Raw genomic sequence first — 17758 nt, 5'->3', positions numbered from 1 at the left:
GACGACACCGCCGACAACTGCGAGCACCGCGACCACGGACGCGGCGATCGTGATGATGCGCTGCTTGCGGGCCTTCTCGGCCCGGCGCTCCAACTGGCGTTCCAGCTTGCGCTTGGCGGTTTCCCGCCGTTGTTCGTTCGTCGGCACCGCCGAAGCCCTCCTCGTCACGGTCGGGGTCAAGTGCCCCGACGTATGGTCGGCACCGAGTGTGCCAGGTCACCCTGGATGCGGGGGCCGCGACCCGCGTGACCAGCCGTCAGTTCACGGACTTGAGCTGGTCCACCAGCGCCTGCGGATCGGGATGCTGCAGCAGGGCGTCGCCGATATCGGTGCCGTTGAGCAGCACCGTCGGGGTCGAATTGATGCCTGAACTCTTGACGGCGTCGTTGACCATGTCGCGGTTCTTGCCGCTCGTGATGCAGTCGGCCACCGAATCGGGTGCGCCGGCCTTCTCTGCCTGCGCGACCAGCTCGTCGTCGGACGGGAACGTCGCGGCCGACTCGTCGGGCTGGCGCGCGAACAGCGCGGCATGGAACCGCTGGAAGGCGGCGGTGTCGGCGTCGGCGACGCAGTAGGCCGCCGCACCGGCACGGACCGAGTACGCCTTCACGTCACCACGGCCCAGGATCGACACCATGGTGTAGTCCACGGCGACCCGGCCGTCGGCGATCAGCTTGCTCATGGTCGGGCCGTAGACCTGCTCGAACCGGGCGCAGAACGGGCACAGGAAGTCCTCGTAGACCGTCAGCGTGGCCTTCGGCTCGGTGCTGCCGGGTTTGGTGGCGACATTCGGCGCGGCGAGGCGGATCGAGCGCAGCGGGGTCGGGCTGTGATCGGCAGAGGACGTCGCGGCACCACCGACCGGCTTGTTCTCGTGGCGGAGCACGATGATGGCGGCGACGCCGGCCGAGACCAGCGCAATGACGGCGATCACGGCGAACAGCACCCAGCCGGTGCGGGACTTCTTCGGCGGTGGAAAACCCGGAAATTGTTGTGGCACAACGTAGTACTGGGGTTGGTTGGGCTGCGGGGGTCCCCACGGTCCTGGCTGAGTCATGGAGGCAGTTTCCCACGTGGGAAACTGGTTGCCGTGTTGTTGACGGGGTTTCCGGCCGGGATGTTGCAGTGCAACTGCTACATCCTTGCGGCGCGTGCCGGGTCGGACGCCATCATCGTCGACCCGGGCCAGCGGGCCATGGGCCGCATCCGCGAGATTCTGGATGAAAATCGGCTCACTCCGTCGGCGGTGCTGCTCACGCATGGTCACGTCGACCACATCTGGTCGGCGCAGAAGGTGGCGGACATCTACGGCTGCCCGGTGTACATCCACCCCGAGGACCGGTTCATGCTGACCGATCCGATCAAGGGGTTCGGTCCGCGGCTGGCCCAGCTGGCGTTCGGAGTGCTGTTCTCCGAACCCAAGCAGGTCGTCGAACTCGACCGGGACGGCGACAAGCTCGAGCTGGGCGGGATCACCGTCACGGTGGACCACACTCCGGGGCACACCCGGGGCTCGGTGGTGTTCCACGTGAGTGATGGACCCGACGAGCTGGTGTTCACCGGAGACACCTTGTTCAAGCAGTCGGTGGGCCGCACCGATCTCCCGGGCGGCAGCGGCCGGGACCTGCTGGACTCGATAGTGACAAAACTGTTGGTGCTCGACGACGCCACCGTGGTACTACCTGGGCACGGCCCACAGACCACGATCGGCGCCGAACGCCGTACCAACCCATTCCTCGAAGGCTTATCAAGTTGAGCGATTTTCAGGCACCCAAGGGCGTCCCGGACTACCTGCCCCCGGACTCGGCGGAATTCGTCGCGGTGCGCGACGGCCTGCTGAATGTCGCGCGACTGGCGGGATACGGCCACATCGAGCTGCCGGTGTTCGAGGACACCGCGCTGTTCGCCCGCGGTGTGGGTGAGTCCACCGATGTGGTGTCCAAGGAGATGTACACCTTCGCCGACCGTGGTGACCGCTCGGTGACGCTGCGCCCGGAAGGTACGGCCGGTGTCATGCGGGCCGTCATCGAGCACGGTCTGGACCGCGGCGCGCTGCCCGCCAAGTTGCGGTACTCCGGGCCGTTCTTCCGCTACGAGCGGCCGCAGGCCGGCCGGTACCGCCAGCTGCAGCAGGTGGGCGTGGAGGCCATCGGCATCGACGACCCGGCGCTGGACGCCGAGGTGATCGCGGTGGCCGATGCCGGTTTCCGCTCGCTGGGGCTCGACGGTTTCCGCCTGGAGATCACCTCGCTGGGTGACGACACCTGCCGCCCGCAGTACCGGAAGCTGTTGCAGGACTTCCTGTTCAAACTCGACCTCGACGAGGACACCCGGCGCCGGGCGGAGATCAACCCACTGCGGGTGCTCGACGACAAGCGGCCGCACGTCAAGGAGATGACGGCCGATGCCCCGGTGATGCTCGATCACCTATCGGAGGCCGCCAAGCAGCACTTCGACACCGTGCTGGCGCACCTGGACGCGCTGGGCGTGCCGTACGTGATCAACCCGCGCATGGTCCGCGGCCTGGACTACTACACCAAGACCACGTTCGAGTTCGTGCACGACGGCCTCGGCGCCCAGTCCGGCATCGGCGGCGGCGGCCGCTATGACGGGCTGATGAAGCAGCTGGGCGGGCAGGACCTGTCGGGCATCGGATTCGGGTTGGGTGTGGACCGCACGGTGCTGGCGCTCAAGGCCGAGGGCAAGACAGTCGCGTCGCCCGCGGCCGTCGACGTGTACGCCGTGCCGCTGGGTGCACCGGCCAAGCTGGAACTCGCAAAGATCGTTGCGGCCCTGCGTGGTTCGGGTGTCTGCACCGACATGTGCTACGGCGACCGCGGCCTCAAGGGCGCGATGAAAGCGGCCGACCGCTCCGGCGCCAAGGTGGCCCTGGTTGCCGGTGACCGCGACATCGAGGCCGGCACCGTCGGCGTCAAGGATTTGTCGACCGGCGAGCAGGTCGACGTGCCCATCGCCGACGTCGTCACCCAGGTCGTGGCGCGGCTGCGTTAGCCCGTCATGCGGCGCAGCATGCCGTCGCGCAGCGTCAGGGTGTGCAGCAGGATGGCACTGACGTGCGCCGCGACTGCGGCGACCAACAGGTAGGCCACCACCGAATGTGCCTGGCGCAGAATGCCGTACAGGTCGGCGTCGAAGGGCGCGATGTCGGGCAGCGTCAGGCCGCCGAAGACCCGGACCGGGGTACCCGACGCCGACACCATCGCCCAGCCGACGAGCGGCTGCGCCAGCAGCATGGCGTACATCGCCAGCTCGGACCCGGCGATCAGTTTGCCTTCCAGTGGCCCCACCGTGTCGGGCCATTTCGGCGGCTTGTGCGTGAATCTGTTTGCCGCGCGGACGATCACGATGACCAGGATGCTGATACCCAATGTCATGTGGACGGCGACCAGGGCGCCATGGGAGCCGATCTCGTTGGTCATCGTGAAGCCGATCAGCAGTGCGGCGAAGACTGCCACCGCGGTCAGCCAGTGCAACACCCGGGTGCGGATCGGGAAGCGGCCGGTCACGGGGTCACCTGAACGGCAGGAGCGGTTTTCGGCTCGGTGGTCCGCGCCCGGTACGACCCCGCGTACACCGCCGACCGCGCACTGAGCAGCGGATCGTCCGACGGCTCGATGCCGTCGGGCAGGACCAGGGGATCGAAGTTGATGTCGCGGGCGTTGCCGGCAGCATCGGTCTGGGCTTCGGTGAGGGTCAGGACCCCGGCATCGATGACCTGCCGATCGGCCGGCCAGGGCAACGTCGGGTCGATCGGGTCGCTGTCCCGTCCGACCGTCAGTCGTAGATTCCACTGCAGCGGAGCCTTTTTCAACTGCAGGATCAGCGCGTCGAACAATGCGTTGGGATCGTCGGACTTCGGCGGTAGTGCGGTCTGCTGAGGGACGAACGACCAGCGGACCGGGGTGCGGGCGCCGGAGTGGTTCACCAGATAAAACGTATTCAGACCCCAGAACGTGCTGTCGGCGAAACCTGGTGCGGGCGGGCTTTTCTTGACCAGTGCCATCGCTGCCGCGGTCTCCGGATGCCGGCTGAGGAAGTCGGCCATGACCTTCGGGTCGGGCTTGCCTGTGCCGGCGAGCGGCTTGGACGCCAGCAACCGGTCATAGAAGCCCTGTGGTGAATTATCAAGGAAAACCGGGATATTCAGCATCGCCGTCCGCCATTGGCCGGTGCCGGGGAAGCCGATGGCCAGGCCGAGCCCGCGTGCCGCGCCAGGAGTGTCGGCGACCGTCGGGTTGCCGCCGGCCAGCGAGAACCGGCCCGCAACGGGCGCCTCACCCGGCCCGAAGACCGCGGCACGGGACAGTGCCGCCGCGTTGCCGTTGCTCATGAAATGGCCGACCACCGAGACGCCTTTGGCATGGTTCTTCCGGAATCCGGGGTGATCACCGAAGACCTTCTGGAAGCCGTCGAGGAACGTCTGGCGGGTCAGGGTGCCGGCGCGGCTGGTGTACGCGACCAGTCCGAGATCCACGGCGAGGAATGCGCCGACGGCGCCGAGCCCGACCAGGATCGAACGCCGGGTCAGGGGAGTGCCGCGCCAGGATGGGCCGTCCATGACCACCACAGGTACCACAAAGTCCTGTGGCAACATCTGCGAACGTGCGGGTACTGGTGCAACGGGTGACGTCGGCGCGGGTGACGGTCGACGGGCACACCGTGGGCGAGATCACCCCGAATCCGCAGGGCCTGGTGGCGCTCGTCGGTCTCACCCACACCGACGACGCTGCGGTGGTGCGCAAGATGGCCGACAAACTGTGGCGGCTGCGCATCCTCGACGGTGAACTCAGTGCCGCCGACGCGGGTGCCCCGATTCTGGTGGTCAGCCAGTTCACCCTGTACGCCGACACCGCCAAGGGCCGGCGGCCGTCGTGGAACGCCGCCGCTCCTGGACCGGTTGCCGAGCCGCTGGTGGACGAGTTCGCGACGGCGCTGCGGGCACTGGGGGCAGTGGTCGCCACCGGGCAGTTCGGCGCGCACATGCACGTCGAACTGGTCAACGACGGCCCGGTGACGGTGCTGCTGGAACTGCAGGCAGGGTGATACGCCTGATGCAGGGTGTAACGGTCCGGTACGGTCAGTCGATATGACCGGCATGCGTAAAGCGACAGTCAAGCTCGGAGTGGTGTGTGGCGCGGCAGCGGTGGCAGCCGCTGGGCTGATGGCGCCTGTGGCGTCTGCGGCCCCGGCTGGTCACGAAGTTCGATACACGCTGTCGGTGGGCGGCCCGGCGACCTTCGACCTGCTCTACCTGGTCAACCAGCCGGCGAACAAGGCCGCGTACAACGCGGACGCCTACTCCTACCTCAAGCGTGAGACGGTCACCGTCGCGCCGGACGCCCCGTGGGTGTTCACCACCACACTCGCCGACCCGCAGTGGGCCATCTTCACCGTCAGCAGCACCACGCACGGTGGCCAGGCTGCCCCTGATTCGACGTGCGATATCGCGGTCGACGGTCAGTCTGCGGCGCACCAGACCGCGCCGTACAACGTCCAGTGCCAGCTCGGCCAGTGGTAATTGTCGGCTCAGCCGACGCGGTAGTTCGCTAACCCGCGAACACGTAGACCCAGGCCTGCCGGCCGGACCGTAGTGGCACCTGCACGCGCTGGTAGTCGTCGACCTCGTACTCGTCGGCGGCGACCAGTTCGGCATCGGTGATCTCGAACACGCTGCCGTCCACGGCGTCCTCCGGCGTACCCGACTTGAGGATCGGGTGCCGGTCGCTGCCGCTGGTCTCGATGACGTGCGGGTCGGTGATGGTGACCCAGCCCAGGCGGTAGCCGACGATGGCGTCGTCGGAGCCATTCAGTTCACGGCCGAACGTGGACAGTTGAACATCGCGCTGGCGCAGGGTTCCGTAGGAGAACAGCAGTTCGGCCACGTGCCTGACGGTACCGCTCAGGAACTGCGGCTCGCCCGCCGGTTGGCCTTCTCGATAGCCTGCACCAGCTCGCCCTTGTTCATCGTGGAGCGTCCGCGAATGTCGAGTCTGCGAGCGACGTCGAGGAGATGCTTCTTGGTGGCCTCCGCGTTGACGCCCTCGGCGGTGGCGCCGCGAGCGTTGGGCCCACCGCTGTGTGACCGCTCGTCGGAGGGACCTCGCTGACTTTTCGTTTCCCAGTGATCGCCGACCTTCTCGTAGCTGTGTTTCAGAGCCGCATTCGCGACGCGGTGTGCCCGCGCCTCGTCGCCATAATCCTCGATCGCCGAGTCGTAGGTCTTCGCGTAGGTGCGTTGTGCCTTGGCGCTCGACTTCTGCAGCGTTTTCGGCAGCTCACTCTGCTTGGCATTCCCCTTTGTCGTGGTTTTCGGCATGGTGTTCCTCCTCGGGTGAAAACGTCTGGTGGGCAGATCAATTGGTGTCCGAATCGTCCATCTGCTGGTGATTCGATGTGTTCGCAGCAGTTCGGGAGCGGTCGGGCCACAACGATGTCGGACCAGTGGTGGTGATCGACTCCTGTGGCTCACGCGTACCCGCACCGGATTGTGGTGAAACGTTGCGCCAGAAGAGGTTTCCGATGGGCGCAGAACAGGTATGTGGATAGTGCCGGATTGTTCAAGGCGCTGCTTGCGAAGCGAGTGGTGTGACGGGCATCGATCACACCGGACAACACAACACACAGGAGGAAATTCAGTGGGTGAGCACAAGAGTGGTCCCGAAGAGGGCATCAAGGGCGCCGTCGAGGGTGTCAAAGGCAAGCTGAAGGAAGCTGCCGGCAGTGTCATCGGCCGGGACGACCTGGTTCGTGAGGGACAGGCCCAGCAGGACAAGGCTGAGGCCGAACGCGACGCGGCCAAGCGAGAGGCGCAAGCCGAAGCGGCGCGTGCCGGCGCGAAGGCGGCTGAGAAGCGGCAACAGCAGAATCAGTAGCTCGAATGGCTCGACCTCCCCCTACTGCGGGGGAGGTCGGGTCGTTTTTGATCGAAAACTATTGTGCGCGGGCGTTATCGGTGTGCACCGACCGTCTTATCGCCAAATTGTCAGGCCTCTCAAGGGGGTTTGGAAGGTCATCGTCAGCACGGCGAATCCGGCCACCAGGAGGGGCGCGCCGTATTCGATGAGCCCGAACACGAACGGGCTCGGGCCCAACTTGACGCACGTGCGATCGGAGCAGCCCGCGGTTCATGCGACTGACGAAAGGGTCATTATCTCGCGCGTTAGTTTGCCGTCGGCAACGTTGGGGTATTCACCCGCATGAGGCCATCCGGGCCGAGTAGGAGGAGCGATGTTGCGAGGAAGCGTTGGCGTCATAGTGCTGGTCTGGCTGCTGGTCGGTGTACTGGCCGCGTGGCAGCGTGACTACTTCCGCGGTGGCGATGCCAGCTGCGGAACGGCCGGCCGCATCGCCTTGACGGTGATAGCCGGGCCCTTGAATTACGCCGGGGTCAACCCACAGGTGGTCGATTGTCGCCTACCCCAACCAAGTTCGATGCGGTAATTGAGAGATAAGGAAACGGTCATCATGATTGCTCTGGGAGTTGTCCTGCTCATCTTGGGCTTCGTCTTCAACATCTACCTGTTGTGGGTCTTGGGCGTCGTGCTCGTCGTGGTAGGTGCGGTTTTCTGGATGCTCGGAGCCGCCGGCCATGCAGTCGGTGGCAGGCGCACCTGGTATTGACCTACTCGTCGAGGTTGACGGCAAAGGCTCGGGCTCAGGCCCGGGCCTTTGCCGTGAGTTCGCGTGCGGTGCCGGCCAATTCATTGGCGCGCTCACTTGCCTTGCGGTACGCGGACTCGGCCAGCGGAGCGGTTTTTTCTGCAGTTCTCTCCAACTTGTCGAGTGCGGCACCGGCAAGGTCGCGTCCGTGCTCGAACCCGGTTTGCACGCTGTGACCGACCTTCTCGCTCAGTTCCGGTACCCGGGCGAGTGCTGCGTCAGTTCTCGAAGGCACTGTCGCGGAAAGTGATTCGACAACCCGTTGACCGGCTCGGCGGCTACGCCACCCGAGTGACGGTTTTCCTGCCGTGTCGGCAGAGGCCAGGATCAGGCCGCCGAGCAGGCTGAGGTCGGCCAGGAAGCCCCGGCGTTTGGCGGCCCTGGCCTCAGGATCGGCTTCGGTCCAGAACATGTGGTTGCCGAGGTTGGCGGGAATCACCGTCGTAGCGAGCACAGCCGAGGCCACGCGGGGAATCCGGCCGGTGGCCAGCAACAGTCCGCCGACGACCTGGGAAGCCGCGGTCACCCGCGCTACCGCAGCCGCGTTGGACGGAACGTTGCGGGCCACCGGATCTGGCATGTCCCGGAGTCCGTCGAGCGTGGGACGCACGACCTCGGCACCTGAGTCGATGTTCAACAGGGTCTCGACGCCCTGCCCGATGAAGGCGGTCGCCAGGAGCGGGCGGGCGATCTTACGAATGATCATGGACGTTGGATTCCCAGACGGCACTGGCCCAAACGTCGTCGGCCGGCTCGGGTCAACATGTCACGCATCGCGTCCGAAATCGTCTTCGTCGGCATCTATTTCGATGTCTTCAGTTTGCTCCAGCCAGTCATGCGGCGCGGCTTCCGCCGGCGGGGTGTCGCGGCCGCTGACGGTGGCCTCGTCGTCGAGTACCTGTTCGCGGACGTCGCGCGACTGCTCGAGGGCGTCTGCGTCAGGAACCTCGTCCGGGAACTGTTCTTCTCTCATGACAGAACGGATACCCGGCAGGGACGCCGGATAACACTTCGCGCGTCAACTGGTCGGCGGCGTGCGTGGAACACCGGGATGCGTGTCGAGGTACTCCAGTTCACGGTGCCGCACCCGGCGATGCGTCATGGACAGCCACCAGCCGCCCACGAAGCCAAGGGCCAGCGCGATGATCAGGGTGGTGCCGCCGATCATCGGTTGGCCGGTCGCGAAGAAGTACAAGCTGACCACGAGAACGACCACCGCCACAGCCACTGCCAAGAGGCCTGGAGTGTTCTGGCCGTTCTTTAGCGATTCACCGGCGTGTGGTCGAGTGGTACGGGCATGGTCGACGGGGTCTTTCATCAGATACCTCCTGGGGACGAGTCCTCAGAGATGTGATGCCCGGTGGAGCGCGGTTTTACACCTGGTAGGGACATCCGGTGCGCCAATCTGCAACGGCAGCACCAGATTCGCGGACCCGATGATCACAGGCTTCGCACATAACAGCAATATCAAGGTGCCGTGCACAGGACTTCGACGGCAGTCACCTCCGGGCGGTACCCGGCCGGCGACTCATGAACGGGACGATTGCTCGTAGCCAGGTGAACGCTCCCGGGAGCGCGTTAATATATTGCTCGGCTCCCTGCCACCCAACAACGATATGACTAAATCCAACGGCGAGATCGCCGACTCCGAATCCTGGGACGTCGCTGCTGTATTCAGCGGCGGCGACAGTCAGCATGTGGGTAGCTTTCAGTTTCTTCTTGCCGACCAGCGGTGGGTGTGGTCGGCGGCGGTCGCTCGAATGCACGGCTACGCGCTGGGGGAAGTGGAGCCCACCACCGAGTTGCTGCTGAGCCACAAGCATCCGGACGATCGCGCCAAAGTCGCCGAGATTCTCAAGCGGGTCCAGACCGGTGGCCTGTTCAGCAGCCGGCATCGCATCGTCGATGCAGAGGGGAAAATCCACTGGGTCGTCGTGGTCAGCGACCGGATGACCGACGATGCCGGCGAGACGATCGGTACCCACGGCTACTACATCGATGTCACGGCCGGTATCCAGTCCGATCTCACCGTGGCGATGGCCTCGGTGGTGGAATCGCGCGCGGTGATCGACCAGGCCAAGGGCATCCTCATGGCGGCCTATGGAATCGACGCTGATCGCGCCTTCGAGATTCTGAAATGGCGTTCGCAGGCCACCCAGACGAAGCTCCGGACTGTCGCGACCCGGTTGCTGGAGGCGGTGATTCACGAGGGCCTGGCTCCCGAGACCGTCACCGCGATCGACCATCTGTTGCTCGTCGACGGTCCGGGTGATGACGATGACGACGAGGCTTGACAAGTAGTCGAACAATTGTTCGAATGTAGGTATGCGGTGGGACGGGCAGGCGGTGACGCGGGCCGAAGCGGACGGGGCCCTGCCGGGCCTGGAACGTCTCGGGTTAGTGCGCAGCATCCGGGTGCCGAAGTTCGACGGCATCACGTTCCATGAGGTGCTCTGCAAGTCGGCGTTGAACAAGGTGCCGGAAGCGTCGAATCTGCCGTTCCGGTACACCGTCAACGCCTACCGCGGCTGCTCACACGCCTGCCGCTACTGCTTCGCGCGGCCCACCCACGAGTACTTGGACTTCGACTCCGGAAATGACTTCGACCGTGAACTCGTGGTGAAGACGAACGTCGCAGAAGTGTTGCGGCGGGAGCTCTTTCGGAGGTCTTGGACGCGCGATGCGGTCGCGCTGGGCACCAACACCGATCCCTATCAGCGGGCCGAGGGGCGATATGCGCTGATGCCGGGAATCATTGCGGCGCTGGCTGATTCCGGGACCCCTTTCTCGATCCTGACCAAGGGCACGCTGTTGCGGCGCGACCTGCCGCTGATCGTCGATGCGGGAACGCGGGTCGGGGTCAGCGTCGCGGTGTCGTTGGCGATGCTTGACCCAGACCTGCACCGGTCGGTAGAGCCCGGAACGCCCACGCCCGCCGCGCGGCTGGAGCTGATATCGGCGATAGCGGAGGCGGGCCTCGGCTGCCATGTGATGGTGGCGCCAGTGTTGCCGTACCTGACCGACTCGGAAGCGCATCTGGACGCGCTGTTGTCGCGGATCGCGGCGGCCGGCGCCACCGGTGTGACGGTGTTCGGGCTGCACCTGCGCGGCGCGACGCGCGGCTGGTTTCTGGCGTGGCTCGGCTCGGCGTATCCGGAACTGTTGCCCAGATATCGCGAATTGTATGGGCGCGGTGCGTATCTCGGACCGGAGTACCGCGAAAGGTTACGCACCCGAGTTGCACCGCTGGTTGCCCGGTACGGCCTCGGCGGCAGCGGACACAGACCTGACACCGTGCGTACCGCCCCGGCGGCAGTGGCCGCCGGGGCGGTACAGCCTGCGTTGTTCTGACTCAACTGACGTGGAGCACCGCGGCGCCCGAGATTCGACCAGCGGCCAGATCCCCGAGGGCGCGGTCCGCCTGATCCAACGGGTAGATCGGCGTGGTGACCTGGATGCGATGGGTGCCGGCGAAGGCGAGAAATTCTCGGGCGTCGGCGCGGGTGTTCGATGCCACCGATCGCACCTGGCGTTCCTGGAACAGGTGCCGCTGGTAGTTCAGCACCGGAATATCGCTGAGATGGATGCCGGCGATCGCCAGCGTGCCGCCGCGGTCCAAGGCTTCCAGCGCCGGCAACACCAGATCGCCCACGGGGGCGAACAGGATCGCGGCGTCCAGCTCGACCGGTGGCCGCGCCGTGGCGCCCTGGGCCGAGGCGGCACCGAGCTCGAGTGCCAGTTGTTGTGCGGCCTCACCGCGGGTCATGACGTGCACCTCGGCACCGCGAGCGAGTGCCACCTGGGCGGTGATGTGCGCACTGCCACCGAAGCCGTAGATTCCGAGCCGGCCGCCGGCGGGTAGGTCGGCGCGGAGCAGCGACCGGTAGCCGATGATGCCGGCGCACAGCAGCGGGGCGAGTTCGGCATCGGTGTATCCCGCGGGCAAGCGGTGGACGTAGTCGGCTGGCGCCGTGAGAAATTCGGCGTAGCCACCATCGGCGTCCCAGCCGGTGTAGCGCGACTGCGGGCACAGGTTCTCCGCTCCGCGGCGGCAGAACCGGCAGCGTCCGCAGGTCTGCCTGAGCCAGGCCACGCCGACCCGATCACCGACGACGAGGTCAGTGTCCGTGTGGTCGGCTATCGCCACCACCTCGCCCACCACTTCGTGGCCAGGGGTGACCGATGGCCGGTGGACCGGCAGGTCGCCTTCGGCGATGTGGAGGTCGGTGCGGCATACCCCGCACGCCCGCACGGCGATGAGCACCTCGCCGGCACCGGGTTCAGGGGTTGCGGCGGTGCTGAATTCGAGTGGGCCGCGGTCGATCGGCGCGGGCGTACGTACTCGCCATGCACGCATGCGCCCAGCCTACGTCGCCGTCATTCGAGCCGGACGTGAAAAACGTCCGCCAGTGGGCGGCGCGGTGTCGGCGGTGGGACGTCGTCCAGCGCAGGCGCGTTTCCGATCCGTACCAGTACCTGCGGTAGGGGGTGCCCGGTGAGCTTGCTGATGATGTCGCGCGTGGCGGGGTGTTCGGTCACGTGGGTGAGGGTGCAACTGGCGAGCCCCGCGGCTGTGGCTTCGATCAGCACCGCCGACAATGTTTCGCCGCACGCCATGATGTCTCGCGGGGTGTCGTCGAACGCCGAGATCACCACGATGGTGGCCTGATCGTCCCCGGTGTGTTGCCGTCGTTCCTTGGTGTGTGTCACCGGGAAGGTTCGTCCGACCTCGACGCGGTCGGATTCGGCGGCCGAAACCAGGGCGCTGTGCGGTATCCCGGTGGTTGCCCCGAAAGGTGCGGTCCACCAGGCCAATTCCGCATGGTACGCGGTGTCGTACATGCGCAGCGCCTCTGCGAGATGGGAGGCATTGGCCACCTCGCTACGTTGCTGCGGCGCAATCAGGTCGACGTGGGTGGGGCGGTCCTCGACGGCCAGCCGCAGCATCATCTCGAACGCCGACGGATCATCTACCGGGTCGTAGGGCAGCCGGTCGGACCGCCGGCTCGCGACGGCGTCAGCGTCCCGGCGCTGCGCCGCTGTGACGCCGGCCGACTGTCGGAACTCGATGTCCGCCAGGTGGTTCCGATTGTTCGGGTTCGGAAAGCGGTCTACCAGGATGTCCCAGCCGCGTGCCGCCGCGACGACCCGCAGATGGTCCAGCGCAGCCCCGCAGCTCAGCAGCGCCTGACGGCCGGAGCCATCGGTGTCCACCAAGTGATCGGGATCGAGGAACAGCCGTAAGGTCGTCGATTCCAGCACCCAGGTCCACGGCTGGCTGTTGTGGAATGACGGGGCGCGGCATGCCGAATGGACTGCGTCCTCGAGGTCCCGAAGTGCGATGGCGGTTTTCGTCATGAGCCCACACTGCCCGGCCGCGGGCCGGCTCAGACAGGGCCAGAAGTCATCATTTCTCCAACGCGCGCAGGCAGAACGCGTAGATGCGGTCGCTGCCGATCGGGGTGAGTTCGAGTCCGGGACCCAGCGCGCGCAACCGGAGGGCGCCGAAGATGGTCTGCATGACCAGTGCCGCGGAGGTTTCGATATCCAGGCCCGGCCGGAAGGTGCCATCGGCGGTTCCGCGTTCGAGGATGTCGACGATGAGTGCGTGTAGCGGTGTCAGCACCCGGCCGTAGTCGTCGGGCATCGTCTCGGCCAGGCGATCGTGGTAGAAGGTCAGCCCACGATTGATGCTGTCCTGCGTGCTGGATGCGGGCGGTACGCAGATGCGGTCGACCAGCGCCCGCAGTGCCGCCGCCGGCTCCAGCTCCGCCGCTTCGGCTTGCCAGGTCGTGACGAACTCGGTCAGCATCGCGTCGATCAGCGCCAGCACCAACTCATCCTTCGTGGCGAAGTGCTGATAGAAAGCCCGCAACGACGTCTTCGAACGTTCGACGACCTGGAGCACGGTGAACTCCGTGCGGCCGGTCTCGCCGAGGATGTCGAGCGCCGAGCGCATGAACTGTCTGGCGCGCGTCTCACCGTCGAGACTGTTGCTTGCCACTCCGGCGGTCGACTTCGCCATGGCGACTGAGGTTACCCGGTCAAATCTTGAGATATCCCTTGTCTGCCGGGATTTGCGCAGCCGTTACCAATGACGATGCGTCGCTGGCCAGCCACACGACGATGTCGGAGATCTGGTCCGGCTTGATCAGGGAATCCGTCGGCAGGGCGCCGGGGGAGAAGCTGTGGATGTACTGCGGATGGTCCTGCAGGACCTGGTACATCGACACGTCCATGCCCATCGGGGTGTCGGTGCCGTACGGGTGAATCGAGTTCACCCGGATCCCGAACTCGCCCAGCTCGACGGCCAGCGAATTGATCATCCCCACGACACCGAACTTGGTGGCGCAGTAGTGTCCGCAACCCGGGACCGCCTTGATCCCGGCGGCCGAGCTGGTGGCGATGATCGAGCCGCCGTCGCCGGCCTCGATCATCGCCGGCACCACGGCCCGGATGGTGTTCCACATTCCGGTCAGGTTGATGTCCAGGGTGTCCTGCCACTGCTGCTGGGAAATCTCCCAGAGGCGACCCCAGTTCAGCACGCCCGCGTTCGCGACGACGATGTCCAGCCGCCCGAACTGCTCGATGGTCTCCGCGACCACTCGCTGCTGGCCTTCGGCGTCCCGAACGTCGATTTCCTTGGCGTAGATCTTGCGACCCTCGCCCTCAACGAGATTGACCGTCTCGGCCAGGTCCGCCGGCGTCGCGGGCTCGTACCCGTTGGCCGCGGCCACGGGTGCGCAGGCGTCGATCGCGACGATGTCGGCTCCCGCTCGCGCCAGCCGGACGCAATGCGAACGACCCTGTCCCCGAGCGGCTCCGGTGACAAAGGCGACCTTGCCGGCCAATGGTTGATCGGTCATGCGCTGAGTTCCTCACTCATCGTGGTGGCCCGGACGTCGCTGAACTCGTAGTCCGTGAGCGGCGAGCGCCGCGCGAAAATCCTTGAGCCGGTGATTGTTTGCGGTCGGTAGTACGGCGTCTCGTGCTGGGAGTTGACGAAATAGGTGTTGAGTTCGGTAGCGCGGGTGTAGTACGTGTGGGCGGTGCGGCCGCGCCGGTCCATCAGGGCGTTCCACTTGTGGAACGCGTCGTTGCTCACCGCGACGACCGGCGCGTCGTTCCGGCGGGCTTCGTCGATCAGCCGAACCGCATGGGCGGCAACGGTTTCGACCCAGTCCATCCAGGCGAAGCCGACGAACCCGAGCGGACCGACGATCTCCCACCTGTTCGGCAGCCGGGGGTGGGCGGTGCCGGCGTAGGCGTGCAGTCCGTGGGCGCGGTAGTACTCGGCGAGGTCGAATCCGTTTGTGCCCAGGATGGTTCCGGGTCGATAGGTTTCCGGGTCGGTCCACAGTTCGTAGCCGGTGGCGGTGACCAGCAGGTCTGCCGGATGGTCCACGCCGTCGACGGTGCGAACGCCGTCGCGGGTGATCCGCTCGATGGGAGTCGTGATCAGGTGCGTATCGGGATGGTTCAGCGCCGGCAGGAACGAGCTGGAGATCACCGGACGCTTTGCCATGATTCCGTAGCGGGGCAGCAGCGCTTTCCGCGTTGCCGGGTCTTGCACGGTGGTGCGCAGCAGCAGCCGATAGAGGTTGCGGCTGTTGCCGTCGTACAGGGGCATGAGCTTGGTCAGCACCTTGCGCGGCAGCCGGGAGAACACGTGGATGATCGGTACGACCATCGTGACGTCCATCAGCAGCCGACCGAAGACGTTGATCGCACTGACGAAGCCGGGCACCTTGAACAGTCGCCGCAGCCATGGCGGGATGTCGAAGTCGACCTTGGGTAGTACCCATGCCGGAGTGCGTTGATACACATCGAGATTCGCAGCGACCCCGGACAATGCACCGGTGATCTGCACACCGCTGGAACCGGTGCCGATCACCGCGACCCGCTTGCCGCGGACGTCGTAGTCGTCGTCCCAGGCGTTGGGGCGCATGATGGTGCCCTCGAAGTCCTCGATGCCGTCGATGTCGATGACGTTCTTGGCATTGACGTAGCCGCCGACCGAGCTGATCAGGAACCGTGCCGTCACGTCCGGCTGGTTGCCGATGGACAGCCGCCACAGGCCGGCGTCGTCGTCCCACTGCTGGCGCAGTACCTCGGAGTTGGCGCGCAGGTGCGGACGCAGCCCCAGCGTGTCGGCGGTGTCGCGGAGGTAGGCGTAGATCTCCGGCCCCGGCGCGAAGAACCGGCTCCAGTTGGGGTTGGGTGCGAAAGACAGCTGGTACCACGGTGACGGGATGTCGACGGCGAGTCCGGGGTAGTGGTTGTCGCGCCAGGTGCCGCCAAAGTCGTCGCCGCGGTCGACGATGAGAAAGTCGTGAATACCTTTCTGCTGCAACAGGTGCGCGGCGGCGATCCCGCCGGGCCCTGCGCCGACGATGACCACTTCGTGGTCGGGTGTGGTCATTGTGTCTCTCCGGTGAGTCCGTTGATGATGTGGTCGGTGACGAAGCGCCGGATGGCGCGTGGGTTGTCGAGGTTGACGCCGATGGGCGGCAGCAGTTCGAAGCTCAGCAGCACCCGGACGATCCACTCGCCGGCACGGGCCGGGTCGACGCCGGCGCCGATCTCTCCGTCGCGTTGCGCGGCCTTGACGCGCGGCTTCCAGAGTTCGACCGCGCGCTTCATCAGGTCTTCGCCGATGTTGCGCAACAGCAGCACGACGATGCCCTCGTTGATGCCCTTCTGCGGTGCCGACGGAGAGCTCTGCCGGTGGGCGCAGATCAGGACGGCAGCGGCGGCGACCTGGTCGGCCAGCGTGGACTGCTTGTCGATCTCGGTGGCCATGCCGTCGACGAACGCCGAGGCCAGGTGGTCCAGCGCGACGCCGATGGCGTGGTCACGACCGCCGAGCGCGTTGTAGACCGTGCCGCGCGAGACGCCTGCGGCTTCGGCGACGGCGGTGAGGCTGAATTGCCTTGGGCCCAAACGATGGAGCGTCTCCGCGGTGGCTTCCAGCAGTGCCGGCGAGATGGTGCGCGGCGTCGGCGGCTTTGCGGGCATTTGCACACATTAACGAAATTTGTTCAATGTGGTCAATGATTTAGGGACCCGATTTCGGTGGTGGCGCCGGTCGGGGGCTGGGTGTATATTCGAACATATGAGCGAAAGCTTGGCGGATATCGACCCTGACGCCGATGAGGCGGCGTTGCTGGGTCGCATCACCGAGCTCGGACGGATCAAGGCTGCCGCGGCCGCCGGGCAGGCGCGAGCGGCGGCTGCGTTGGAGGCCCGGCGGGTGGCGGCGGCGAAGGCCGGTGGGCCGCGGGTGTCGCGGGCGGCGCTGGGGTCGGAGGTCGGGCTGGCCCGGCAGGAGTCCCCGCACCGGGGTGAACTGCTGATGGCGATGGCCCGGGTCCTGATCGCGGATATGCCGTGCACGTTGGAGGCACTGGAGTGCGGGCGCCTGTCGGAGCATCGGGCCGAGCTGATCACCAAAGAGGCGGCGTGCCTGTCGATCTTCCACCGCCAACTCCTGGACAAGGAACTATGTGGGGACCCGGCCACGGTCGACGGCATGGGCAACGCCGAGATCGCCGCTGAGGCCAAGCGCATTGCCTACCGGCTGGATCAAGAGGCGGTACTGGAGAAGGCGCGGCAGGCCCGGGCCGATCGGCATGTGCGGTTCCGAGCCGTCGGTGACGGCATGGCCACGGTGAGCGTGCGGCTACCGGCCGCCGAAGGTAAGGCGGTGCACACCGCCCTGTCGCAAGGGGCGGCGACGACGCTGGCCTCGACGATCCCGGGGACGTCGGTGCCGGCCGGGCTGGGCCGTACCCATGGCCAGATCATGGCCGACCTGGTGGTCGAGCGGGTCACCGGACGTAATCCGGTCGAGGCGCCGGTGTCAGTGACGGTGAACCTGGTGCTCTCTGATGAAACGCTGCTCGCCGGCGGTGAGGAACCCGCTCACCTGGACGGGTACGGCCCGATCCCGGCGGAGTTGGCCCGACATTTGGTGCTGGCCGCCGAAGCCGACCCGCAGGCGGCCGCGGCGGTGCGGCGGCTGTATGCCCAGCCGGGTACCAACAAGTTGGTCGCGATGGAATCGACGGCGCGGACC

At 66.3% G+C, this 17758-nt stretch carries 24 protein-coding genes; 10 read left to right on the top strand and 14 right to left on the bottom strand.

Going from position 1 to position 17758, the window contains the following annotated elements:
* Nucleotides 1-256 precede the first annotated feature (256 nt).
* Nucleotides 257-1057, bottom strand: a complete 801-nt coding sequence (locus TL10_RS28415; protein WP_082068113.1) for a DsbA family protein — start codon at nucleotides 1055-1057, stop codon at nucleotides 257-259.
* 33 nt (nucleotides 1058-1090) lie between these two features.
* Here TL10_RS28415 and TL10_RS28410 point away from each other — a divergent pair, with 33 nt between their 5' ends.
* Both TL10_RS28410 and hisS read left to right on the top strand, forming a co-directional pair.
* Nucleotides 1091-1756: an MBL fold metallo-hydrolase gene (locus tag TL10_RS28410; protein ID WP_043399129.1), complete on the top strand. Its 666-nt coding sequence runs from the start codon at nucleotides 1091-1093 to the stop codon at nucleotides 1754-1756.
* Nucleotides 1753-3012: a histidine--tRNA ligase gene (hisS, locus tag TL10_RS28405; protein ID WP_043399126.1), complete on the top strand. Its 1260-nt coding sequence runs from the start codon at nucleotides 1753-1755 to the stop codon at nucleotides 3010-3012. Before TL10_RS28410 ends, hisS begins: the two co-directional genes overlap by 4 nt.
* On the opposite strand, the gene TL10_RS28400 is transcribed toward hisS, so the two are convergent.
* Nucleotides 3009-3527, bottom strand: coding sequence for a cytochrome b (locus tag TL10_RS28400; RefSeq protein ID WP_043399123.1), 519 nt, complete (start codon nucleotides 3525-3527; stop codon nucleotides 3009-3011). The two genes, hisS and TL10_RS28400, sit on opposite strands and share 4 nt — an antisense overlap.
* Nucleotides 3524-4579 (bottom strand): catalase family peroxidase, encoded by a 1056-nt coding sequence (locus tag TL10_RS28395; RefSeq protein WP_043399310.1) that lies wholly within the window; start codon nucleotides 4577-4579, stop codon nucleotides 3524-3526. The genes TL10_RS28400 and TL10_RS28395 overlap by 4 nt, the downstream gene beginning before the upstream one ends.
* 44 nt (nucleotides 4580-4623) lie before the next feature.
* Here TL10_RS28395 and dtd point away from each other — a divergent pair, with 44 nt between their 5' ends.
* Both dtd and TL10_RS28385 read left to right on the top strand, forming a co-directional pair.
* A complete protein-coding gene (gene dtd / locus TL10_RS28390) occupies nucleotides 4624-5064 on the top strand; it encodes a D-aminoacyl-tRNA deacylase (RefSeq protein WP_043399120.1) in 441 nt (146 codons plus the stop codon).
* Between the two features lie 43 nt (nucleotides 5065-5107).
* Nucleotides 5108-5539 (top strand): Rv2576c family protein, encoded by a 432-nt coding sequence (locus TL10_RS28385; protein ID WP_043399118.1) that lies wholly within the window; start codon nucleotides 5108-5110, stop codon nucleotides 5537-5539.
* Nucleotides 5540-5567: 28 nt separating this feature from the next.
* Here TL10_RS28385 and TL10_RS28380 read toward each other — a convergent pair whose 3' ends face one another.
* Both TL10_RS28380 and TL10_RS28375 read right to left on the bottom strand, forming a co-directional pair.
* Nucleotides 5568-5903, bottom strand: a complete 336-nt coding sequence (locus TL10_RS28380; protein ID WP_043399116.1) for a gamma-glutamylcyclotransferase family protein — start codon at nucleotides 5901-5903, stop codon at nucleotides 5568-5570.
* A gap of 17 nt (nucleotides 5904-5920) precedes the next feature.
* Nucleotides 5921-6337, bottom strand: coding sequence for a ChaB family protein (locus tag TL10_RS28375; protein WP_043399114.1), 417 nt, complete (start codon nucleotides 6335-6337; stop codon nucleotides 5921-5923).
* Between the two features lie 319 nt (nucleotides 6338-6656).
* Here TL10_RS28375 and mbp1 point away from each other — a divergent pair, with 319 nt between their 5' ends.
* The 3 genes from mbp1 (at nucleotide 6657) to TL10_RS31525 (ending at nucleotide 7641) form a co-directional block, all read left to right on the top strand.
* Complete coding sequence (gene mbp1 / locus TL10_RS28370) at nucleotides 6657-6893, top strand: microaggregate-binding protein 1 (RefSeq protein ID WP_043399113.1); 237 nt, start codon at nucleotides 6657-6659, stop codon at nucleotides 6891-6893.
* A 358-nt stretch (nucleotides 6894-7251) separates the two neighbouring features.
* On the top strand, nucleotides 7252-7461 hold the full coding sequence (locus tag TL10_RS31885) for a hypothetical protein (protein ID WP_043399308.1): 210 nt from the start codon (nucleotides 7252-7254) through the stop codon (nucleotides 7459-7461).
* A gap of 24 nt (nucleotides 7462-7485) precedes the next feature.
* Nucleotides 7486-7641: a DUF6131 family protein gene (locus TL10_RS31525; RefSeq protein WP_192830325.1), complete on the top strand. Its 156-nt coding sequence runs from the start codon at nucleotides 7486-7488 to the stop codon at nucleotides 7639-7641.
* 34 nt (nucleotides 7642-7675) lie between these two features.
* Here the strand turns inward: TL10_RS31525 and TL10_RS28355 are convergent, their stop codons facing one another.
* The 3 genes from TL10_RS28355 to TL10_RS28345 are packed head-to-tail and all read right to left on the bottom strand — an operon-like array spanning nucleotide 7676 to nucleotide 8998.
* Nucleotides 7676-8386: a DoxX family protein gene (locus tag TL10_RS28355; RefSeq protein ID WP_081936789.1), complete on the bottom strand. Its 711-nt coding sequence runs from the start codon at nucleotides 8384-8386 to the stop codon at nucleotides 7676-7678.
* 60 nt (nucleotides 8387-8446) lie between these two features.
* Nucleotides 8447-8653, bottom strand: coding sequence for a hypothetical protein (locus tag TL10_RS28350; protein WP_043399109.1), 207 nt, complete (start codon nucleotides 8651-8653; stop codon nucleotides 8447-8449).
* Between the two features lie 45 nt (nucleotides 8654-8698).
* Nucleotides 8699-8998: a LapA family protein gene (locus TL10_RS28345; RefSeq protein WP_043399107.1), complete on the bottom strand. Its 300-nt coding sequence runs from the start codon at nucleotides 8996-8998 to the stop codon at nucleotides 8699-8701.
* Between the two features lie 379 nt (nucleotides 8999-9377).
* Here TL10_RS28345 and TL10_RS28340 point away from each other — a divergent pair, with 379 nt between their 5' ends.
* The gene (locus tag TL10_RS28340; RefSeq protein ID WP_043399303.1) at nucleotides 9378-9974 is read left to right on the top strand and encodes a PAS and ANTAR domain-containing protein; all 597 of its coding nucleotides are present in this window, start codon (nucleotides 9378-9380) and stop codon (nucleotides 9972-9974) included.
* Nucleotides 9975-10005: 31 nt separating this feature from the next.
* Nucleotides 10006-11031 carry an Rv2578c family radical SAM protein gene (locus TL10_RS28335; RefSeq protein ID WP_043399104.1) on the top strand — a complete coding sequence of 342 codons (1026 nt, stop codon included), beginning with the start codon at nucleotides 10006-10008 and terminating at the stop codon, nucleotides 11029-11031.
* A gap of 1 nt (nucleotide 11032) precedes the next feature.
* On the opposite strand, the gene TL10_RS28330 is transcribed toward TL10_RS28335, so the two are convergent.
* Genes TL10_RS28330 through TL10_RS28305 form a run of 6 tightly spaced genes read right to left on the bottom strand, consistent with a single transcriptional unit; the run spans nucleotide 11033 to nucleotide 16698 of the window.
* Nucleotides 11033-12037 carry a zinc-binding alcohol dehydrogenase family protein gene (locus TL10_RS28330; RefSeq protein ID WP_043399101.1) on the bottom strand — a complete coding sequence of 335 codons (1005 nt, stop codon included), beginning with the start codon at nucleotides 12035-12037 and terminating at the stop codon, nucleotides 11033-11035.
* A gap of 20 nt (nucleotides 12038-12057) precedes the next feature.
* Nucleotides 12058-13038, bottom strand: coding sequence for an Acg family FMN-binding oxidoreductase (locus TL10_RS28325; protein WP_043399098.1), 981 nt, complete (start codon nucleotides 13036-13038; stop codon nucleotides 12058-12060).
* A 49-nt stretch (nucleotides 13039-13087) separates the two neighbouring features.
* Nucleotides 13088-13705 (bottom strand): TetR/AcrR family transcriptional regulator, encoded by a 618-nt coding sequence (locus TL10_RS28320; protein ID WP_043399095.1) that lies wholly within the window; start codon nucleotides 13703-13705, stop codon nucleotides 13088-13090.
* Between the two features lie 19 nt (nucleotides 13706-13724).
* Nucleotides 13725-14546: a mycofactocin-coupled SDR family oxidoreductase gene (locus TL10_RS28315; RefSeq protein ID WP_043399093.1), complete on the bottom strand. Its 822-nt coding sequence runs from the start codon at nucleotides 14544-14546 to the stop codon at nucleotides 13725-13727.
* Nucleotides 14543-16102 carry a flavin-containing monooxygenase gene (locus TL10_RS28310; RefSeq protein WP_043399089.1) on the bottom strand — a complete coding sequence of 520 codons (1560 nt, stop codon included), beginning with the start codon at nucleotides 16100-16102 and terminating at the stop codon, nucleotides 14543-14545. Before TL10_RS28310 ends, TL10_RS28315 begins: the two co-directional genes overlap by 4 nt.
* On the bottom strand, nucleotides 16099-16698 hold the full coding sequence (locus TL10_RS28305) for a TetR/AcrR family transcriptional regulator (protein ID WP_043988283.1): 600 nt from the start codon (nucleotides 16696-16698) through the stop codon (nucleotides 16099-16101). Before TL10_RS28305 ends, TL10_RS28310 begins: the two co-directional genes overlap by 4 nt.
* Before the next feature lie 97 nt (nucleotides 16699-16795).
* Between TL10_RS28305 and TL10_RS28300 the strand changes: the two genes are divergently transcribed.
* The coding region (locus TL10_RS28300) for a DUF222 domain-containing protein (protein ID WP_043988282.1) at nucleotides 16796-17758 on the top strand (963 nt) is incomplete at its 3' end.

This window comes from Mycolicibacterium llatzerense, from assembly GCF_000878195.1.
GTDB lineage: Bacteria > Actinomycetota > Actinomycetes > Mycobacteriales > Mycobacteriaceae > Mycobacterium > Mycobacterium llatzerense.
Note: the sequence above shows the minus strand (reverse complement) of the source record. Positions and strands in the feature narration are given on the sequence as shown.